Below are 19215 nucleotides of genomic sequence, written 5' to 3'. Positions count from 1 at the left end.
TAAGCGGCTGATTCAGAAACTCATATTGGGTACGCGGTCCTTTTTATTAACAACGGTCACACTTAATCATGTGTGGCCGGGGTATGGCGTGGACATGGGCGAATGCCTAATTGTGTGTCCCTGATGTGTGACGAGCCATGGAGCGAGAAGGGAATGTCATGCCCGTGGAGTCGGCCGATTCTTTCGAGGCAGTAACAAAACACGCTGTTTGCGGTCACCATTTATTAGTGTCGAAGCACAGGCGATTCCAATGGAGCGTGACGATGGCCGTTCCGGGGACCTGCCGCCATGGCTGCCTTGCCCGTGGCGCGCCCCTGGGGTGGCAGGTTCGCGCTGGCCAGATCCACGGGGTTCTGGAACCCGGCGACATTGGCGGGTCATTGGCCAGGCCGGTGTCGCCTGCGTGCATGCAGCGGAATGCTGTCTTCCGGCCAGGCGCTGCGAGGTAACCCTCTATCACTGTGCTTTCGACCAGACGGCTGTCGTCGTTGCAGACAGCGTGTTAGCTTTTCGCCAACGCGGTCAATCTTCTTCCTGCGGCAGCACGATGGCGTCGTTGTCGATGGATAACTTGCCGGCGAGCAGCACCGCCTGGGTACGATTGGTGACGCCGAGCTTGCGCAGGATCGCGGTGACATGCGCCTTGATTGTGGCCTCGGAGACGCTCAGGTCGTAGGCGATCTGCTTGTTGAGACGCCCAGCGCCGAGCATCTGTAGCACCCGGATTTGTTGCGGGGTCAGTTCGCGCAGACGTTGCCCGACCTCGCGCTCGGCGCGGTCGGTGGGCGGTGCGTCGTGTGCCTCCGGCGGTGCCCAGCGCTCGCCGTCGAGGACCGTGCGCAAGGCCAGTCCGATGGTGTCCGAGTCGGACGATTTGGGAATGAAGCCGAAGGCGCCATGGTCCAGCGCGCGTCGCATCACAGTCGGTTCTTCGCGTGCGGACACTACCACCACGGGCAATTGCGGATGCAGCACGCGGATCTGCACCAGCGCGCTGAAGCCCTGCGCGCCGGGCATGTTGAGATCCATCAGCAGCAGGTCTGCATCGGCATGGCGGTCGGCTAGTGCATACAACGCCTCGACGCTATCGGCCTCGTACAGTTGCACGCCTGGTATCACCCGCTGTACCGCGCCGCGCAGTGCCTCGCGAAACAGCGGATGGTCGTCGGCGATCAGCAGGGTAGGCATGGGCGGTGAAAATCGGCAAGAGAACGCAGTGGCGACGCATCAACCCCGGAGCGGGGGCGCCGTACGACGCACCCCGTTTCTCGCGTCCGAGCGTCGCGTGCGGCTCAGCGCGTCAGGCGTTCGTTGACCAGCGAGTCCACCACCGAGGGATCGGCCAGGGTGGAGGTGTCGCCGAGCTGATCGGGTGCGTTCTCGGCGATCTTGCGCAGAATGCGCCGCATGATCTTGCCCGAGCGCGTCTTCGGCAGGCCGGGTGCCCATTGCAGGTGGTCGGGCGTGGCGATCGGGCCGATTTCCTTGCGTACCCAGGCCACCAGTTCTTTGTGCAGTGCGTCGCTGGGACGTTCGTCTGCAACCAGGGTCACATAGGCGTAGATCCCCTGACCCTTGATGTCGTGCGGGAAGCCGACCACCGCCGCTTCGGCCACTTTGGGGTGGGCGACCAGCGCGCTTTCCACCTCGGCGGTGCCGATGCGGTGGCCGGAGACATTGATGACATCGTCCACGCGGCCGGTGATCCAGTAGTAGCCATCGGCATCGCGGCGGCAGCCATCGCCGGTGAAATAGTTGCCCGGATAGGTGCGGAAGTAGGTGTCGATGAAGCGCTGGTGGTCGCCATAGACGGTGCGCATCTGTCCAGGCCAGGAATCGCGCAGCACCAGGTTGCCCTCGGTGGCGCCTTCCAGGATCTGACCGTCGGTGTTGACAAGGGCGGGTTGAACGCCGAAAAACGGCAGTGTCGCCGAACCGGGCTTGAGGTCGGTGGCGCCGGCCAGTGGCGTGATCAGGATGCCGCCGGTTTCGGTCTGCCACCAGGTATCCACGATCGGGCAGCGACCGTCGCCGATTACGTCGTAGTACCAGCGCCATGCTTCGGGATTGATCGGTTCGCCGACGCTGCCGAGCAGCCGCAGGCTCTTGCGCGAGGTCTTTTTCACCGGCGCATCGCCTTCGCGCATCAGTGCGCGGATCGCAGTCGGAGCGGTGTAGAAGAGTGTCACTTGATGCTTGTCGATGACCTCCCAGAAACGCGACACGCTCGGGTAATTGGGCACGCCCTCGAACATCAGCGCGGTGGCGCCGTTGGCCAGTGGTCCGTAGACGATGTAACTGTGGCCGGTGACCCAGCCGACGTCGGCGGTGCACCAGTAGATGTCGTCCTCGCGCAGGTCGAACACGCTCTCGTGGGTGTAGGCCGCGTACAGCAGGTAGCCGGCGGTGGTGTGCAGCACGCCCTTCGGTTTGCCGGTGGAGCCGGAGGTGTAGAGGATGAACAGCGGGTCTTCCGCGTTCATGCGCTCGGGTTCGCAGGTGGCCGGTTGGTTGTCGACCACGTCGTGGAACCAGCGGTCGCGCGGGGCCTGCATGTTCACCGCGCCGCCCGTGTGGCGCACCACCAGCACGGTCTCCACGCTGGTGGTGTCGGGTAGCTTCAGTGCCGCATCGACGTTGGCCTTGAGCGGGATCTTCTTGCCGCCGCGCAGGCCCTCATCGGCAGTGATGATGAGCTTGCTGCCGCAGTCGATCACCCGGTCGGCGATGGAGTTGGGGGCGAAGCCGCCGAACACCACCGAATGGATCGCGCCGATGCGCGCGCAGGCCAGCATGGCCACCGCCGCGTCGGGGATCATCGGCAGGTAGATGGTGACGCGGTCGCCTTTCTGCACGCCGAGGTTGCGCAGCGCGTTGCCGAGCCGGCAGACGCGTTCGTACAGTTCGCGGTAGCTGACCCGATAGGACGGGACGTCCGGGCTGTCGGGTTCGAACAACAGGGCGGTCTTGTCGCCGCGGCTGGCCAGTTGCCGATCCAGGCAATTGACGCTGGCGTTGAGCTCGCCGTCGTCGAACCAACGGATGCGGAAGTCGTCCAGGGCGAAGTTCACGTCCTTGATCCGGGTGGGCGCCTTGAACCAGTCCAGGCGCTCGGCCACCTTGCCCCAGAAAGCCTCCGGCTGTTCCACCGATTGCCGATACAGAGCCTGGTATTGGGTCTTGTCGACCCGTGCGCGGGCGGCAACGTGTGGATCGACGGGATAGAGATCGGCCATGGTTCCCTCTGCGATTGGACGGGGATGCCGCATGCTGCGCGGCGTGTCAATACGCCATTTTGACGTATTCCACGTCAACCGCGTTAGTGGGCCCAATGGACTCTACCGGCCAACAAGGCCCCAGGCTGTCTACCGCTTGAGAATCATAGTGCCGACGACATCACTCTAATCGCCCTGGTCGGGACCAGGCGTTTGCCGCGCATTCACGGTAATCTCTAGTGCACCGGCGACGGGAGGATTGTCGGTGCCGAACGGAGGGGCGGCTAGCGCGAAATCGACTACGGTTGTAGAGGCGATACCCATTACTTGCGGTTTACCCAACCCACGTACAGCGCCTGATCCGCCTGTCGTGGTCACTTCCCGGGAGGCACCACATGAGCATTTCCAACGAGGCGTTGATTGCGAAGATCGACGCCGATCCGAAGTACCACGCGCTCAAGCGTCAGCGTAATGCGCTGGGCTGGACGCTGACCATCCTGATGTTGCTGGTCTACTTCGGTTTCATCGGCCTGATCGCCTTCGACAAGGCGTTTCTGGCGCAGCCGATCGGTAGCGGCGTCACCACCATCGGCATTCCGATCGCGATCGGGGTCATGGTGTTCACGATCGTCATCAACGCCATCTACGTGCGCCGTGCCAATAGCCACTACGACCGGCTGACCGCGCAGATTCTCGAGGACGCACGCTCATGAACATAGTCATGCGAATCCCTGTCTTGCTGCTGGCGACGCTGTTGCCAGTAGGTGTGGCGTTGGCGGCCGGTGGCGATGTCGGCCAGACCGACAAACAGCCGACCAACTGGGTGGCGATCGTGATGTTCGCCTTCTTCGTCGCCTGTACCTTGTGGATCACCAAGTGGGCGTCTAAGAAGACCCGTTCCGCCGCGGATTTCTATACTGCCGGCGGTGGCATCAGCGGCTTTCAGAACGGCTTGGCGATTGCCGGCGATTTCATGTCGGCGGCCTCGTTCCTGGGTATCACCGCAGCGGTGATGGCCAATGGTTACGACGGGTTGATCTACGCGATCGGCTTCCTAGTGGGCTGGCCGATCCTGACCTTCCTGATGGCCGAGCGTCTGCGCAATCTCGGCAAGTACACCTTCGCCGACGTAGCCGGTTACCGTTTTGCGCCGACCGCGATCCGTGGCTTCGCCGCCGCCGGTACGCTGGTGGTAGTGCTGTTCTACCTGATCGCGCAAATGGTCGGTGCCGGCGCGCTGATCAAGCTGCTGTTCGGCCTGGACTACTGGGTGGCGGTCAGCCTGGTCGGCGTGTTGATGATGGTCTACGTGCTGTTCGGCGGCATGACCGCCACCACCTGGGTGCAGATCATCAAGGCGGTGATGCTGCTGACCGGCGTGACCTTCATGGCGGTGGCGATCATGTTGCACTTCCACTTCAGCTTCGAAGCGCTGTTTGCCGAGGGCGTGCGAGTGAAGACCGCCGTGGCCGCCCATGCCGGCGCTTCGCCGGACGAAGCGGCCAGCGCCGGACGGGCGATCATGGGCCCTGGTGGCTTCGTCAAGGATCCGATCTCGGCGATCTCCTTCGGCATGGCGCTGATGTTCGGCACCGCCGGCCTGCCGCATATCCTGATGCGCTTTTTCACCGTGCCCGATGCCAAACAGGCGCGCAAGTCGGTGCTGTGGGCCACTACCTGGATCGGCTATTTCTACATCTTGATCTTCATCATCGGCTTTGGCGCTATCGCCCTTGTGCTGACCAACCCGCAGTTTGCCGATGTCGCCACCGGCACCATCCACGGCGGCAAGGGCGCCGCCAATATGGCGGCAGTATTGGTCGGCAATGCGGTGGGCGGTAACGTGTTCATGGGCTTCATCTCCGCGGTGGCCTTCGCCACCATCCTGGCGGTGGTCGCCGGCCTGACCCTGTCCGGCGCTTCGGCGGTGTCCCACGACCTGTATGCCACGGTGCTGAAGAAGGGGCAGCCCGCGCCTGGCTCGGAGTTGAAGGTGTCGCGCATCACCACCATCGTGCTGGGCGTGATCGCGGTGTTGTTGGGCATCGTGTTCGAGAAGCAGAACGTTGCCTTCATGGTCTCGCTGGCTTTCGCCATCGCCGCCTCGGCCAACTTCCCGGTGCTGTTGTTGTCGCTGCTCTGGAAAGACTGCACCACCCGTGGCGCGGTGATCGGTGGCTTCCTCGGCCTGATTTCCTCGCTGGTGCTGACTGTGCTGTCGCCATCGGTATGGGTGGACACGCTGGGAAATGCCACGGGCTCGGCGCCGTTCCCGTATACCTCGCCGGCGCTGTTCTCGGTGACGATCGGTTTCGTGGGCATCTGGCTGTTCTCGCTGCTGGACCGCAGCGCGCAGGCGGACAAGGAGCGCGCGGCGTTCAAGGCGCAGCAGATTCGCGCCGAAACCGGTCTGGGCGCCTCGCGCGGATCGGCGCACTGATGGATCCAAGGCGCGTCTTCGCGGCGGTGGTTGCACACGACGCCGGCCTTCGCGCCGTCGTCGTTGTGTGTGCGGTGCAGGCCGTGCTGTCGCGCATGCAGTGCATCGTATAGTGCGCCCATGCCGATACCCGTTGCCGATGCCGCCGACACGCCGCTGGTCGCCTTGCCAGCCACTGTGCAACGCCTGCGCGCGGCCTGGCAGGCGGCGAAGCCGGAGCGGAGCCAGCGTCGCGACGATCTGCTAAAGCTGCGCGCGACGCTGAAACGGCGTTTGCCGGAAATGGCCGATGCCATCGCTGACGATTTCGGCCACCGCTCGCGCCACGAGTCGCTCATTGCCGACGGTATGATCGTGCTCGGCGAAATCGACCATCTGCTGCGCCATCTCACGGGCTGGATGCGCCCGCAACGGGTCGGCGGTGGCTGGCGGCTGTGGCCGGCGCGCGCAGAAGTGCGGCCGGTGCCGGTCGGTGTGGTCGGCGTGATCGCGCCGTGGAACTATCCGGTCAATCTGGCGCTGATCCCGTTGGCCACCGCCATCGCCGCCGGCAACCATGTCTATCTGAAGCCATCCGAACACACCCCGCGCACCGCGCAATTTCTGCAATCGCTGCTGGCCGAAGTGTTCCCGCCGCAGCGGGTGGCGGTGGCGCTAGGTGGCGCCGAGGTGGGCGCTGCGTTCGCCGCGTTGCCGTTGGACCATCTGGTGTTTACCGGCTCCACCGCGGTCGGGCGCAAAGTGATGGCCGCGGCCGCGCCCAATTTGACCCCGCTGACCCTGGAACTTGGCGGTAAATCGCCGGCCATCGTCTGCCCGGACTATCCGCCGGGACGGGCGGCTGCGCGCCTGGCCAGCGGCAAATGGTTCAACGCCGGGCAGACCTGCATCGCTCCAGATTATGTACTGATCGATGCCGGCCGCATCGCGGCGCTGGTGCAGGCGCTGCGCGCGCAGGTGCTGGCGCGCTACGGCGATTTCGCCAACGCCGAGGACTACACCCGCATCGTCAACGAAGGCCAGTACCGACGCCTGCGTGGCTACCTGGACGATGCGCGTGCGCGCGGCCTGGAGGTGATCGAACTGGCCAGCATCGACCCCGTGCGTGCCGAGCGCGAGCGCCTGATCGTGCCCACCGTGGTGCTGCAGCCCGGCGATGACGCACTGGTGATGCAGGAAGAGATCTTTGGCCCGATCCTGCCGTTGCGCGGCTACCTTACCCTGGACGCGGCCATCGCCGAGATCAATGGCCGCGACCGGCCGCTGGCGTTGTATCCCTTCAGCCACGACCGCGACCAGATCGAAACGATCCTGCACGCCACTGTCGCGGGTGGCGTCACCATCAACGACAGCTTGCTGCACTTCGCCGCCAATGCGCTGCCGTTCGGCGGCATCGGCGCGAGCGGCATGGGGGCCTACCATGGCCGCGCCGGCTTCGATGCTTTCAGCAAAGCTTTGCCGATTTTGTGGCAGTCGCGCCGTGCCGGCACCGACCTGTTGAAACCGCCGTACGCGCGGATCGCGCGCATGCTCTCGTTTCTTTTACGCTGACGCGGCGATAGTGGCGAAGGCGGTGCGACATCGGCCTTGCCGGATGCTGCATGCGTGCTGCTGTCGCGGGGTCGGCCTCGCGGTGCACGGCGGCGTCACTGCGCCGTCGTGCGCACCGTCTTGGTGTCACGATATAGCGCCTGCTCGCGTCTCACCTCACATTCCGCGTCGGCGATCTCTGTGATTGACAGCACAGCAGGATACAACCGCAATCGGTACTTTATCCTTTAATTTGCATCCCGAAAATAAATAATCCATAGCGAGTTATTAGATTTTCTCCTGACGCCACCGCCTATCACACTGGCTCAGGCTTTTGCGCGAGACGTATGTGCGGAGTGCAGTAAACGAGCTGCCGCCTGCGTCGACCTGACGGGGGCTCGTCCCAGTATTTCTCCTTTCTCTCAGAGCCAGACCAACCTAATGAATATCCCATTGGTTTCCTCGCCCATGACGCGTGCCTGCTGTGTGTTCGGTGCCCTGGTGGTCATGGCTGCCCTGCCGCAGATGGTGTTGGCCAACTGCAACGACAACGTCGGCACCAAGATGAGCAACATCCTGTTCGCCGACAGCAGCGCCGACACCATTGTGCTGGCCCACCGCGGTCTTTGGGGCAAGTACAGCAGTTTCCCCGACATGCCGGAAAACTCGCGCGGTGCACTTCAGCTCGCCGACGATCAGTGCATGGACGGTGTGGAGTTGGATATCAAGATGACCCGCGATGGCGTGCCGGTGTTGCTGCACGACTGGAACCTCGGCCGCACCACCAACGTCTGGACCAGCCGCGCCGGCAAAATCAAGTACAACCCGATGAAAAATCAGGGCTATAACCCCTCGATCACCGTGACCCCGTGGTCGGTGGTCAGCCGTCTGTTTCTGTTGACCCCCGACCGCCGCACCACCACCGGCTACCATGTGCCGCGCGTGGACGACCTCTTCGCCTACTTCAAGCGGCATCGCCTGAAGACGCCGATCGTGTTCGACTTCAAGGACGCCGCCTCGGTCCGCGCCGTGTCGCGCGCGGCCGACGCCGCGTTCTCGTTGGCCTCGCCCAGCTTCGTCGCGGCCAAGGTCAATGCGACCCTGTACCCAACCCGTTCGGCGTTCCGCGCCGACGGCAGCAGCATGGTCGGCATCCCGGTGTTCACCACCAACATGCTCACCAAGATCAACGTCAGCAACGCGATCTCGGACTGGCTTGAGGACAACAAAGAGGCGATGGAAATCAACGTCAAGCAGCTTGGCGGCCTGCTGCAAAACGAGGCCGACCGGGTGCGCGAGCGTGGCGCACGCGTCGGTGTGTTCCAGGCGATTCCGGATAGCCCGTTGGCCGGACAGTTCTACAAGAAAAGTGGCGCGTGTTGCTATCGGCTGTCGGACCTGTACTTCTCCTATTCCGGTGGCCGCGATACCGCCGACAACCGTGGCGATCTCAACTTCATCGTCAACCAGGAGGCCTTCAACCTGATCACCACCGACGATCCGAAGGGAGCGATCGCCTATCTAAAGGCGCGCGGCAAGCACGACTGAGTCCTTCGCATGCCCCGGCGTTCGGCCATCCGGTCGACCGCCTCACCCCGACGACGGCGCTTCTGCGCCGCGCGTCGACCACCAGTTTCTGGAGAAGCGCATGTCCCTTTTCTTCGCCAAGTCCGCGGTACTGGCGGTTTGCGCGCTGACGGCCTTCGTCGCCCTCGCCACGCCGGCCGACGTAGGCACCGCTGCCGTCGATCCGGTGGTGCTGCGCGTGGGCGCGCAGCAGTTCACCGCTAGCGAGTACCACGCCCTGGCTGGCGAGGGTACTCGCGGCGTCTCCAGCATCGACGATCCCTCCGTCGTGCGCCGCTTCGCCGACCGCGCCATCCTGCTGGACCAAGCCAGGCAGCAGCACTTGCAGGACGATCCGGTGGTGGCCGCACGCCTGCGCCGTGCCGCCGACGCGATCCTGGTCGACGCCGCGCGGGCGCGGCTCGGTGCCACCGCGCAGATCGACGAGTCCATGTTGCATCAGCAGTTCGCGGCGTATCCGGACGACTACACCGAATACCATCTACGCCATCTGTTCGTCGCCCTGCATCCGCAGGGCGGGCCACGCGGTGGGCAGTCCTTGACCGAGGCACAGGCGCTGCAGCGTGCCGAGGCGCTCAAACGCCAGCTCGACGGCGGTGCCGATTTCGCTACCCTAGCGATGCACGAGTCCGATGACGGCGCCACGGCCGCTGAGGGCGGGCAATTGTCGCCGACCTTCGGCCGCTACCTAGCCGATGCGTTCGTCGCGCCGATCCACCAACTCGCGGTGAATCAGGTGTCCGCGCCGGTGCGCGGTGCCGACGGCTACCATCTGATCTACCTCGATGCGAAGACCGATGCGCGTTTTGAGGCGGTGCGCGGGCAGATCGAACTGCAGCTGCGCGAGCAGGCCGCCGCCGACGCTATGCAGCGCCTGCGTCAGGCGCATCCGATGGCGTTCGATCGCGCCGCCTACGCCGCCGCGGTGCACTAAGCCGGCCGATGCTGTCGCGTCCTGCACTGATCTGGCTCACTGGTGCGGTCGCGGTCGTGGCGCTCGCAGCTTCCCTGTGGTTGCCAACGGCAATGCCTGTGGCGGCCGTCGCGGTCGTACTGTCTCGACCATCGTCGCCGCCGTCCGCGCTGTTGTCGTCCCCTGTGTCCGTCGCCGCGCTACCTGAGTTGGCGTTGCCGGCAGGTGCGAGCGAGGCGCAACGCCTGTACGCCACCGCGTTGCTCGCGGTGGACTGCCGACAACGCGCACAGGCGCCTGCACCCAGTGCGGTGCTGCCGCCGGGTGTGGATGACACCACTGCCGAGGACGCTGCGGCGCGCCGCGCGGCCGAAGGGCAATGGCGCGCGGCCTGTCGTGGCGTCGGCCAGGTCGATGCCGCGCAGATCGAAGCGATGCTGCGCACAGCGGCCACGCGCGGTGATCCCGACGCGCAACGCTATTTGTTGAACCAGCGGGTGGCGCAGCTGGTCGCCCACGCCGGCGACATTGCGCCAGACGGGCAACGCCCGCGTCTGTCGGCCACCGACGAACGCGATGCCGAGGATGTGGTGACGCAACTGGAGGACCGCGCATTGCACGGCGACCGGCAGTCGATCGAGACGTTGGCGCAGCTGCTGCAATCGCCGGCGCTGGCGGTGGCCGACCCGCCGTATGCCGCGGCCTGGGAACTGGCTGCGCGGCAGGCGCCGGAGCGGCCATTCCCTCCGCCGGAGCAGGCGGTCGGCGCCGAGGAACTGCTCGACGGATTGAACGAAGCGCAGCGCCAGCAGGCGTTGGGCCTTGCGCCTATGCTGTTCGCGCAGTGCTGTGCGCGGCGCTGAACGACCCGGCGGTCACCCGTTTGGCCGTCGCGCCGGCTGCGGTCAGAATAGTGGCCGGCTCCTCGTCTTGGATTTCCCTTGAAAATCGCCTCCTGGAACGTCAACTCGCTCAACGTGCGCCTGCCGCACTTGCAACAGTGGCTGGACACGTTCGCGCCGGACGTGGTGGGGATCCAGGAGACCAAGCTGGAAGACCACAAGTTTCCCGACGCGGCGCTGGCCGAAGCCGGCTACCGCAGCGTATTCGCCGGGCAGAAGACCTACAACGGTGTGGCGATTTTGTCGCGCACGCCGCTCAGCGATGTACAGATCGGTGTGCCGGGCCTGGAAGACGAGCAGAAGCGTGCCATCGCCGCGACCGTAGGCGATCTGCGCATCGTCAACTTGTACGTGGTCAATGGCCAGGATGTGGGGAGCGACAAATACGCATACAAATTGCGCTGGTTGGAGGCCGTGCATGCCTGGCTTGCCGTCGAACTGCAGCGCTATCCGCGCTTGGTGGTGCTGGGCGACTTCAACATTGCGCCAGACTCGCGCGACGTACACGATCCGCTGGTGTGGAACGATGACCACATTCTCACCTCCACCGCCGAACGTAACGCGTTGCGCAAGTTGTTCGACCTGGGCTTGCATGACGGTTTCCGTCTGCACCATGCCGACGGCGGCATTTTCAGTTGGTGGGATTATCGTCAGGCCGGCTTCCGCCGCGATCTCGGCCTACGCATCGACTTGACCTTGGTGTCCGAAACGCTGAAGGAGCACACCCGTGGTGCCGGCATCGATCGCACGCCACGCACCTGGGAGCGTCCCAGCGATCATGCGCCGGCCTGGATCGCGCTGGAGCCGACGCAGGCATGATCGCCTCCGGTCATGGCGACGACCGGCGCGGCAATCCGTTCGCTCGCCGTGCGGCCTGCATGCCGCTGCAAAACGCAAAACGCCCGGCGAACCGGGCGTTTGCGCGACCTATAGCTGCGCCGCGTCAGCGTGCGCGGCCGCGGGTGACCAGGTTGACGACCGCGAGCAGGATGATCGCCCCAATCAACGAATACAGGAACGTCCACAGATTGATCGCTTGGTTGATCCCGCCGCCGAACAGCCAACCGGCGATCAACGCGCCGACGATGCCGACCACGATGTTCATGATGATCCCCTGCTGTGCGTCGCGGCGCATGATGATGCTGGCCAACCAGCCTACGATGCCACCAACGATCAACCAGATGATGATGCCCATGCGTGACACTCCTCGGTTCTGCCCGCACCAGGAGCGGTGGAGCATGGAGCATTTAAGGCGCGTGGCCGTGAAGCGACCGTATAACGCCAGGGCCGGCGCGCAGCGTGTGGGGGCGAGGTGAGCGCGCCGATTCCGCTGCCGACGTCGGCAGCGTTGCCGGACTGGCGCATCGGCCCGGTGGCGCTATGGCTGCGGCCGCACCCACCACGCACCTCCGGTGAGGCGACAGCGCGGTGCCTGCTGGCCGCCGAACTGGGGGTGACGTCGGCGCAGTTGCCGCTGTACCGCGACGCACGCGGGCGGCCCGGCCTGCATGCGCCCCTGGCGCATGTGGATACTGGCTGGAGCCACAGCGGCGATTACCTGTTGGTGGCGGTTGCCGCAAATGCGCGGCTGGGCGTGGACATCGAACGCCAGCTTCCACGTCCGCGTTTGCTCGAACTGGCACAACGGTTCTTTCATCCTGACGAGGCGGCGGCGCTGCTCGCGTTGGCGACGCCAGCGCGCGAGGCGCTGTTCTTTCGTCTGTGGTGCGCCAAGGAGGCGCTGCTGAAGGCGCACGGTCACGGTCTGGCGTTCGGCCTGCATCGGCTGTGTTTTGCCGAAGATGCCACCGGCGGACTGCACTTGGCGTGGTGCGACCCTGCCCTGGGCAGTGCGGCTTGCTGGCAGGTACACGAATGGCAGGCAGCATCGGGCTATCGCGCCGCACTGGCCTGGCGCCGGCTCGATTCATCGAGCCGGTGATGCAGGTTGGTCACTCGGCGACGCGCGTTGGGGTCACGCTTCCAGCGCGCCGGCACGGCCATCCTCGACCACGAAACGCTTGAGCGTGGAGACCGTGGCTTCGCGGTCGCGGCGGTCGGAGATCGTCTGTAGCCGCGTCTCCATTTGCGTCGGACTCAGTGACACCGACACGTAACCGCGGTAACGGCTCTCGGCATAGCGGACTTGCGGGTTGTCCGTCAGCATCTGCGTGATCGATGCGTATGGCGGGCCGTCGGAGGTGACGGAGGTACCGACGAATTCGGTCGCCAGCGTTGGCGAGTGCGGGTCGCTGGCGTCGGTTTTGAGGTCGGTGACCCAATAGGAATGGATGTCGCCGCCCCAAAACACCGGATTGCGCATGCCGCTGCGCGCGACCGCCTGCAGCATGCGTGTACGCGTGGCCGGGTAGCCGTCCCAGCCATCGGTCCAGTGACCGAGCTGGCTGTTATCGCGTTCGCGTTGCAGGATCGGAGCGACCAGCAGATCCTGTGCGATCACGTTCCAGCGCGCCTGCGAACGCGCGAAGCCGGCATACAGCCAGCGCTCCTGCGCCGCGCCGAGCATGCTGCGCGCCGGGTCGTCGATCTCCTTGCAGTCGCTTGTGGCAACGTGTCCGCCGCGCCAGCCGTTTGACATCGGACAGGGCTGCTCGCTGCGGTATTGACGACCGTCGAGGACGAAGAAGCGCGCCAAGGCGCCGTAGTCCAACGCACGGTACAGGCGCATGTTCGGCCCATGCGGACGATGCCGTGCACGTAGCGGAAAGTGTTCGTACATGGCCTGATAGGCGGCGGCGCGGCGGCGCAGGAAGCTGGCCGTGGAAATGGACGGGTCCTGCGACCAGCGGTTGGCGTAGTCGTTCTGTACTTCGTGGTCGTCCCAGGTCGCCACGCAGGCGGAGACAGCGTGCAGGGCTTGTAGGTCGGGATCGGTGCGGTACAGCGCGTAGCGGTTGCGGTAACCGGCCAAATCCAGGCAGTCGCCGCTGCCGTGCGCACGCACCACGTTGGCCGCTGTCGCGCCCTTGTGGGTGTACTCGTAGATGTAGTCGCCGAGGAAGAACACCAGATCCGGCTGCTCGGCGGCCAGGTGACGGTAGGCGCTGAAGTAGCCCTGCTCCCAGTGCGAGCAGGACACGAAGCCGAAGCGTGCGCTGTCCATGCGTTCGGGTGCCGGCGTCGTGCGCGCGCAGCCGAGCGGGCTCTGCGCGCCCAGCGCTTCGAATCGATACCAGTAGGGTCGGCCCGGTTGCAACCCGTTCACTTCCACGTGCACGGAATGTCCCCAACGCGGATGCGCGATCGCCACGCCACGTTGGACCACCTGCGCCATGCCGGCATCGGTGGCGATGCTCCAGCGTACCGGTACCGGATCGTGCAGGCCGCCTTGGCCGTCCGGGGCTAGCGGCTGCGGTGCCAGCCGCGTCCACAGCACCAGGCCATCGGGCAGCGGATCGCCGGCCGCCACGCCCAGGGTGAACGGATCGTCGCTGCCGCGAGCGCGGGCGAATGGACTCAGCAGTGGCGTCGCCGCCAGCAGCCCCAATCCCGTCAGCACACGGCGGCGACCAGGGTCGGCTGCTGTGCCGGTGACGGGGGTGTTTGTGGAGTTCGCCATGTTGATGGTCGCGATTGCAAGAGAGCAATTTCTTATTCTCGCCCATGATGATGGCGGTCGCATGGCGGCACGCTTGGCAGCAGCTGCGATAATCCAGCGATGACCGATGCTTCCCTTCCCGATTCCGTCCGCGCTGTGCTCGAGCAAGGCCTGCGCGCGCAGGCACTGGACGCCGTCGTGCTGGCGCCGCCACTGCTGGCTTACCTGGCGCTGCTGGCGCGCTGGAACCGCACCTACAACCTCACCGCCATCCGCGATCCGCATGAAATGGTGACCCGTCATCTGCTCGACTCCCTGGCGATGCAGCCCTTCGTCGGCGAGGGCGTGCTCGCCGACCTGGGCACCGGTCCGGGTCTGCCGGGCCTGCCGCTGGCGATCGCGCGGCCGCACTTGCACGTGACCCTGGTCGAGAGCAACGGCAAGAAGGCGCGCTTTCTGCGCGAGGCCGTGCGCCAGTTGCGTCTGGACAATGCACGGGTGGCCGAGACGCGCGCCGAGGCGCTGGACGAGCCGGGTGGCTATGACCTGTTGACCGCGCGCGCGCTGGATACCCTGGCCGGCATTGTCGCCGTCGGCGGGCATCTGCTGCGCCCCGGTGGGCGCCTGCTGGCGATGAAGGGGGTGCGTCCGGATGCGGAAATCGCCGCGCTGCCGTCAGGCTGGACGGTGCCGACGGTGCACAGGCTGCAAGTCCCGGGCCTGGGTGAGGACCGCCATCTGGTGGTGGTCGAACGCGATTGAGTGGTGTTTACGTCCAGCCCGGATTTCCGCCCTGGGGAATGTGCCCGCATAATGCCCGGTCACACCCATCGCCGACGAGGCTCCCGCATGGCCCGCATCATCGCCATCGCCAACCAAAAGGGCGGCGTCGGCAAGACCACCACCGCGGTCAATCTGGCCGCCGCGCTTGTGCGCCAGACGCAACGCGTGCTGCTGGTGGACCTGGACGCGCAGGGCAACGCGACGATGGGCAGCGGCATCGATAAGCGCGAACTGGACGCCTCCACCTGCGACGTCTTGCTCGGCGAACGTACCGCCGTGCAGATCCGGGTGACCGCGCCGGAAGGCTTCGACCTGCTGCCGGGCAACATCGATCTCACCGCGGCCGAGATTCAACTCATGGACCAGACGGCGCGCGAGCAGCGACTGAAGACGGCGCTGACCCCGCTGCGCGCCGAGTACGATTTCATCCTCATCGACTGCCCGCCGGCGTTGTCGCTGTTGACCTTGAACGCGCTGACCGCGGCCGATTCGGTGATCGTGCCGATGCAGTGCGAGTACTACGCGCTGGAGGGGCTGACCGCACTGCTGGAAACCATCGAAGCGCTGCGCGTCGAGCTCAACCCGGGATTGGAAATCGAAGGCGTATTGCGCACCATGTTCGATGTGCGCAACAACCTTGCCAACGCGGTATCGGCGGAGCTGACCAACCATTTCGGCGACAAAGTGTTCCGCACCATCGTGCCACGCAACGTGCGCCTGGCCGAGGCGCCCAGCCACGGCCAGAGCATCGTCGGCTACGACCGCACCTCGCGCGGCGGGGTTGCCTACCTGGGGCTGGCCGGCGAGGTCGTGCGCCGCCGCAACCAACGTAATCGGCCAATGCCGGTGATGGAGACGTTCTGATGAGCGCCAAGCCCCCCGCCCTCGGAGCGAAAAAACGCGGTCTTGGTCGCGGCCTGGAGGCGCTGCTGGGGTCGACGGCCGCGTCGACGCCCACTGTCGACACACTGCAGCCGGGCGATAGCCTGCGCCGGTTGCCGGTGGGGCAATTGCAGCCGGGCAAATACCAACCGCGCCAGGAGATGGATCAGGCCAAGCTGCAGGAACTGGCCGAGTCGATCAAGGCGCAGGGCGTGATCCAGCCGATCGTGGTGCGCGAGCTGGTGCCGGGAACCTTCGAGATCGTCGCCGGCGAACGTCGCTGGCGCGCCTCGCAGTTGGCCGGCCTGAGCGACGTGCCGGTGGTGGTGCGCGAACTCGACGACCGCACCGTCATCGCCATGGCGCTGATCGAGAACATCCAGCGCGAGGACCTCAACCCGTTGGAAGAGGCACTGGCGTTGCAGCGTCTGATCGACGAATTTTCCCTGACCCATGCCGAGGCTGCCGAAGCAGTGGGCCGCTCGCGTGCCTCGGTGTCCAACTTGCTGCGCCTGTTGGAATTGCCACCGACGATCCGCATGCTGCTGGAGGCGCGGCGGCTGGAAATGGGCCATGCGCGCGCGTTGTTGACGCTGTCGCCGGAACTGGCCAGCCGGCTGGCGTCCGACGCCGCCGACCAGGGCTGGTCGGTGCGCGAGGTCGAGCACCGTGCGCAGCAGTTCGCCGCCGGGAAGGTGCCGAGCAACCGGAAGCCCAAGCCGGGCCGCAACGCGCCGCAGGCCGATATCGCTTCGTTGGAGACCGAGTTGTCCGAATCGCTCGGGACCAAGGTCGCCATTGCGCATGGCGCTGGCGGCAAGGGCAAGCTGGTCATTCACTACACCGATCTGGACACGCTCGACGGTGTGCTGGAGCGGCTGCGCGGTAAAACGTCCTGAGTCCAGCGCGGATTCGTCCCATGCATTGCGCCTCTGCCCTGGCCGCTGGTTGTGCGCCGTCCTCGTGCGGCTGCCTGACCTGCGCGCGTTGCTGGAGATCGCGATGACGGTGCTGGTGACAGGCGCAGCCGGCTTCGTCGGCGCTTACACCTGCCGTGCGCTCGCGGCGCGTGGCGAGACGGTCGTCGGTCTGGACAACTATAACGATTACTACGATCCGCAGCTCAAGCGCGATCGCGTCGCCGCGCTGTGCCCGCAGGTGGACATCCGCACGCTCGACCTGACCGACCGCGAGGGCTTATCCGCCCTGTTCGACGAGACGCGGCCCGAGCGCGTGGTGCATCTGGCCGCACAGGCCGGTGTGCGCTATTCGCTGCAAAACCCCCAAGCTTACGTCGACAGCAATCTGGTCGGCTTCGTCAATATGCTGGAACTGTGTCGGCACCGCAGGGTCCAGCACTTGGTCTATGCCTCCAGCAGTTCGGTGTACGGTGATTCGGCCGCTGCGCCGTTCTCCGAGGACCAGCGCATCGATCAACCACGTTCGCTGTACGCGGCGACCAAGGCCGCCAACGAACTGATGGCGCACACCTACGCGCAATTGTATGGACTACGCGCGACCGGATTGCGCTTCTTCACCGTCTATGGCCCGTGGGGGCGGCCGGACATGGCGCCGCTGCTGTTCAGTCGCGCAGTATTGGCCGGGCGTCCGATCGAGGTGTTCAACCATGGCCGCATGCGCCGCGATTTCACTTTCATCGCCGACATCGTCGCCGGCGTGCTCGGCGCGCTCGATCACCCTTGCATCGATGCGGTACCGCATCGCGTGTTCAACCTCGGCAACCACAGGCCGGTGGAATTGGAGCGCTTCATTGGCGTGATCGAGGCCGCCGCTGGCCGCCCCGCCGAGAAACTGTATCGACCGATGCAACCTGGCGACATGATCGAGACGATGGCCGATACTGCGCGCGCGCATGCGGCCTTCGGCTTCGATCCGACCACTCCGATCGAAACCGGCTTGCCGCAGGTGGTGCAGTGGTGCCGGGACTATTTCGGCGCTGCCGCTTGAGTCGCGTCCATGGCCCGGCCCGCGCGCCGGGGCGTGACCGACGGAGTATGCGTTCCATTCTTCGCATTCCTTGCCGAACCTTGCCGTCCTCATGAACCAGCTTTCCCTTTCCGTTGTCGTCCCGGTGTTCAACGAGCGCGACAACGTCTCGTCGCTGGTCGCCGAAATCCTCGCCGCGTTGCGCGGCGCGATCGATTTCGAAATCGTCTACGTGGACGATCATTCGCGCGACGACACCCTGGCGGTGCTGGAAGGGTTGAAGGCCACGACGCCGGAACTGCGCGTGCTGCACCATGTCAGCCAGAGCGGGCAGAGCACCGCGGTCCGCAATGGGGTCAAGGCCGCGCATGGGCGGTGGATCGCCACCCTCGACGGCGACGGCCAGAACGACCCGGCCGATATTCCCAAGCTGCTGGCCGCACACGCCGCAGCCTCGCCGCAGGTCAAGTTGTTCGCCGGTTGGCGGGTATCGCGACAGGATTCGAGCAGTAAACGCTGGGCATCGACGTGGGCCAATGCGATTCGTGCGCGCATGTTGCGCGACGCCACCCCGGACACCGGCTGCGGCATCAAGTTGTTCGAACGCGAGGCGTTCCTGGATCTACCGTACTTCGACCATATGCACCGCTATTTGCCGGCGCTGATGCAGCGCGCCGGCTGGCAGACCTCGAGCGTGCCGGTGAACCACCGCCCCCGCACCGCCGGCGTGTCCAAATATAACAATCTCAACCGCGCCCTGGTCGGCATCCGCGACCTGCGCGGCGTGGCCTGGTTGATCGCGCGCAGCCGCCGCACCGCCGTGCAGGAGCGCTGAGATGCCACCGCACCTGCTCGACCAGCCGATCCAGTCGCTGTATTGGACCGGCGTGCACGTCACCGGCTGGAAGTTGATCGGCTATATCGGCGCGCTGATGTTCGGCGGTCGCTGGCTGTTGCAGTTCATCGCGTCCAAGCGTGCCGGCAAGCCGGTGATCCCGCGCATGTTCTGGTATATGAGCGTGATCGGCAGCCTGATGACGCTGAGTTATTTCCTGTTCTCGGCCAAGCAGGATTCGGTCGGCGTTCTACAGAATCTGTTCCCCGCCTTCACCGCCTTCTACAGTCTGTATCTGGATATCAGGCACCGTGGTTGGCGCCGCGACCGCGCGTCGCACTGAACGCTGGTGCAGCCTGCGTCGCGACGACGTCGAGATGGGCATCGGCTGCTTGCCCGCAGCGATCAGGCGCGGAGAAATGCGCCGGCGGCATGGGGCGATTCGGTCGTCAGGCCGCGGCCCGGTCGCTAGCGATGGTGCCCAGACCGGGCGCCGCCAAGGTCTGGGCACCATTGGCCCGCAGCGGATCGATCCATCCTCTGTGCGAGCAATTTGCGCAAGTCATTGATCCCCTGCATAATACGCGGCTCGCTGTGCCCGGTTTTGGCCGGGCCGGCGGTC

18 protein-coding genes are annotated in these 19215 nt (G+C 65.4%); 14 read left to right on the top strand and 4 right to left on the bottom strand.

What is annotated here, in order from left to right; genetic code table 11:
• Nucleotides 1-522: 522 nt before the first annotated feature.
• Nucleotides 523-1188: a response regulator transcription factor gene (locus XalbCFBP2523_RS05815; protein ID WP_012914656.1), complete on the bottom strand. Its 666-nt coding sequence runs from the start codon at nt 1186-1188 to the stop codon at nt 523-525.
• Between the two features lie 104 nt (nt 1189-1292).
• Nucleotides 1293-3236, bottom strand: a complete 1944-nt coding sequence (acs, locus tag XalbCFBP2523_RS05810) for an acetate--CoA ligase (RefSeq protein WP_012914657.1) — start codon at nt 3234-3236, stop codon at nt 1293-1295.
• Nucleotides 3237-3610: 374 nt separating this feature from the next.
• Between acs and XalbCFBP2523_RS05805 the strand changes: the two genes are divergently transcribed.
• The 7 genes from XalbCFBP2523_RS05805 to xth all read left to right on the top strand — a co-directional run bounded on the left by XalbCFBP2523_RS05805 (nt 3611) and on the right by xth (nt 11406).
• Entirely contained in the window at nt 3611-3928 is a 318-nt protein-coding gene (locus tag XalbCFBP2523_RS05805) for a DUF485 domain-containing protein (RefSeq protein ID WP_012914658.1), read from the top strand.
• A gap of 8 nt (nt 3929-3936) precedes the next feature.
• Nucleotides 3937-5655 (top strand): cation acetate symporter, encoded by a 1719-nt coding sequence (locus XalbCFBP2523_RS05800; protein ID WP_407070996.1) that lies wholly within the window; start codon nt 3937-3939, stop codon nt 5653-5655.
• 120 nt (nt 5656-5775) lie between these two features.
• On the top strand, nt 5776-7206 hold the full coding sequence (locus tag XalbCFBP2523_RS05795; RefSeq protein ID WP_012914660.1) for a coniferyl aldehyde dehydrogenase: 1431 nt from the start codon (nt 5776-5778) through the stop codon (nt 7204-7206).
• A 420-nt stretch (nt 7207-7626) separates the two neighbouring features.
• Nucleotides 7627-8733: a glycerophosphodiester phosphodiesterase family protein gene (locus XalbCFBP2523_RS05790; protein ID WP_045765068.1), complete on the top strand. Its 1107-nt coding sequence runs from the start codon at nt 7627-7629 to the stop codon at nt 8731-8733.
• Nucleotides 8734-8833: 100 nt separating this feature from the next.
• On the top strand, nt 8834-9706 hold the full coding sequence (locus XalbCFBP2523_RS05785; RefSeq protein ID WP_045765069.1) for a peptidylprolyl isomerase: 873 nt from the start codon (nt 8834-8836) through the stop codon (nt 9704-9706).
• Between the two features lie 8 nt (nt 9707-9714).
• The gene (locus XalbCFBP2523_RS05780) at nt 9715-10548 is read left to right on the top strand and encodes a hypothetical protein (protein WP_012914663.1); all 834 of its coding nucleotides are present in this window, start codon (nt 9715-9717) and stop codon (nt 10546-10548) included.
• Nucleotides 10549-10626: 78 nt separating this feature from the next.
• On the top strand, nt 10627-11406 hold the full coding sequence (gene xth, locus XalbCFBP2523_RS05775; protein ID WP_012914664.1) for an exodeoxyribonuclease III: 780 nt from the start codon (nt 10627-10629) through the stop codon (nt 11404-11406).
• A 124-nt stretch (nt 11407-11530) separates the two neighbouring features.
• Here the strand turns inward: xth and XalbCFBP2523_RS05770 are convergent, their stop codons facing one another.
• Complete coding sequence (locus XalbCFBP2523_RS05770; protein WP_012914665.1) at nt 11531-11782, bottom strand: GlsB/YeaQ/YmgE family stress response membrane protein; 252 nt, start codon at nt 11780-11782, stop codon at nt 11531-11533.
• 117 nt (nt 11783-11899) lie between these two features.
• On the opposite strand from XalbCFBP2523_RS05770, the gene XalbCFBP2523_RS05765 reads away from it, so the two are divergent.
• A complete protein-coding gene (locus tag XalbCFBP2523_RS05765; RefSeq protein WP_012914666.1) occupies nt 11900-12529 on the top strand; it encodes a 4'-phosphopantetheinyl transferase family protein in 630 nt (209 codons plus the stop codon).
• 33 nt (nt 12530-12562) lie between these two features.
• Here XalbCFBP2523_RS05765 and XalbCFBP2523_RS05760 read toward each other — a convergent pair whose 3' ends face one another.
• Nucleotides 12563-14167 carry an alkaline phosphatase D family protein gene (locus tag XalbCFBP2523_RS05760; protein ID WP_301272192.1) on the bottom strand — a complete coding sequence of 535 codons (1605 nt, stop codon included), beginning with the start codon at nt 14165-14167 and terminating at the stop codon, nt 12563-12565.
• 99 nt (nt 14168-14266) lie between these two features.
• Here XalbCFBP2523_RS05760 and rsmG point away from each other — a divergent pair, with 99 nt between their 5' ends.
• The 6 genes from rsmG to XalbCFBP2523_RS05730 all read left to right on the top strand — a co-directional run bounded on the left by rsmG (nt 14267) and on the right by XalbCFBP2523_RS05730 (nt 18936).
• Nucleotides 14267-14908, top strand: coding sequence for a 16S rRNA (guanine(527)-N(7))-methyltransferase RsmG (rsmG, locus tag XalbCFBP2523_RS05755; RefSeq protein WP_012914668.1), 642 nt, complete (start codon nt 14267-14269; stop codon nt 14906-14908).
• Between the two features lie 87 nt (nt 14909-14995).
• Nucleotides 14996-15793, top strand: coding sequence for a ParA family protein (locus XalbCFBP2523_RS05750; RefSeq protein WP_012914669.1), 798 nt, complete (start codon nt 14996-14998; stop codon nt 15791-15793).
• Nucleotides 15793-16710, top strand: a complete 918-nt coding sequence (locus XalbCFBP2523_RS05745; protein ID WP_012914670.1) for a ParB/RepB/Spo0J family partition protein — start codon at nt 15793-15795, stop codon at nt 16708-16710. The genes XalbCFBP2523_RS05750 and XalbCFBP2523_RS05745 overlap by 1 nt, the downstream gene beginning before the upstream one ends.
• Before the next feature lie 103 nt (nt 16711-16813).
• A complete protein-coding gene (locus tag XalbCFBP2523_RS05740) occupies nt 16814-17779 on the top strand; it encodes an SDR family NAD(P)-dependent oxidoreductase (RefSeq protein WP_045766580.1) in 966 nt (321 codons plus the stop codon).
• 91 nt (nt 17780-17870) lie between these two features.
• Nucleotides 17871-18593 carry a glycosyltransferase family 2 protein gene (locus XalbCFBP2523_RS05735; RefSeq protein WP_045765070.1) on the top strand — a complete coding sequence of 241 codons (723 nt, stop codon included), beginning with the start codon at nt 17871-17873 and terminating at the stop codon, nt 18591-18593.
• 1 nt (nt 18594) lies between these two features.
• Nucleotides 18595-18936, top strand: coding sequence for a lipid-A-disaccharide synthase N-terminal domain-containing protein (locus XalbCFBP2523_RS05730; RefSeq protein WP_012914673.1), 342 nt, complete (start codon nt 18595-18597; stop codon nt 18934-18936).
• Nucleotides 18937-19215: the final 279 nt, after the last annotated feature.

This window comes from Xanthomonas albilineans, assembly GCF_002939705.1.
Lineage (GTDB): Bacteria > Pseudomonadota > Gammaproteobacteria > Xanthomonadales > Xanthomonadaceae > Xanthomonas_A > Xanthomonas_A albilineans.
The sequence above is the reverse complement of the archived record's forward strand: the minus strand, read 5'-3'. Positions and strand labels throughout refer to the sequence as shown.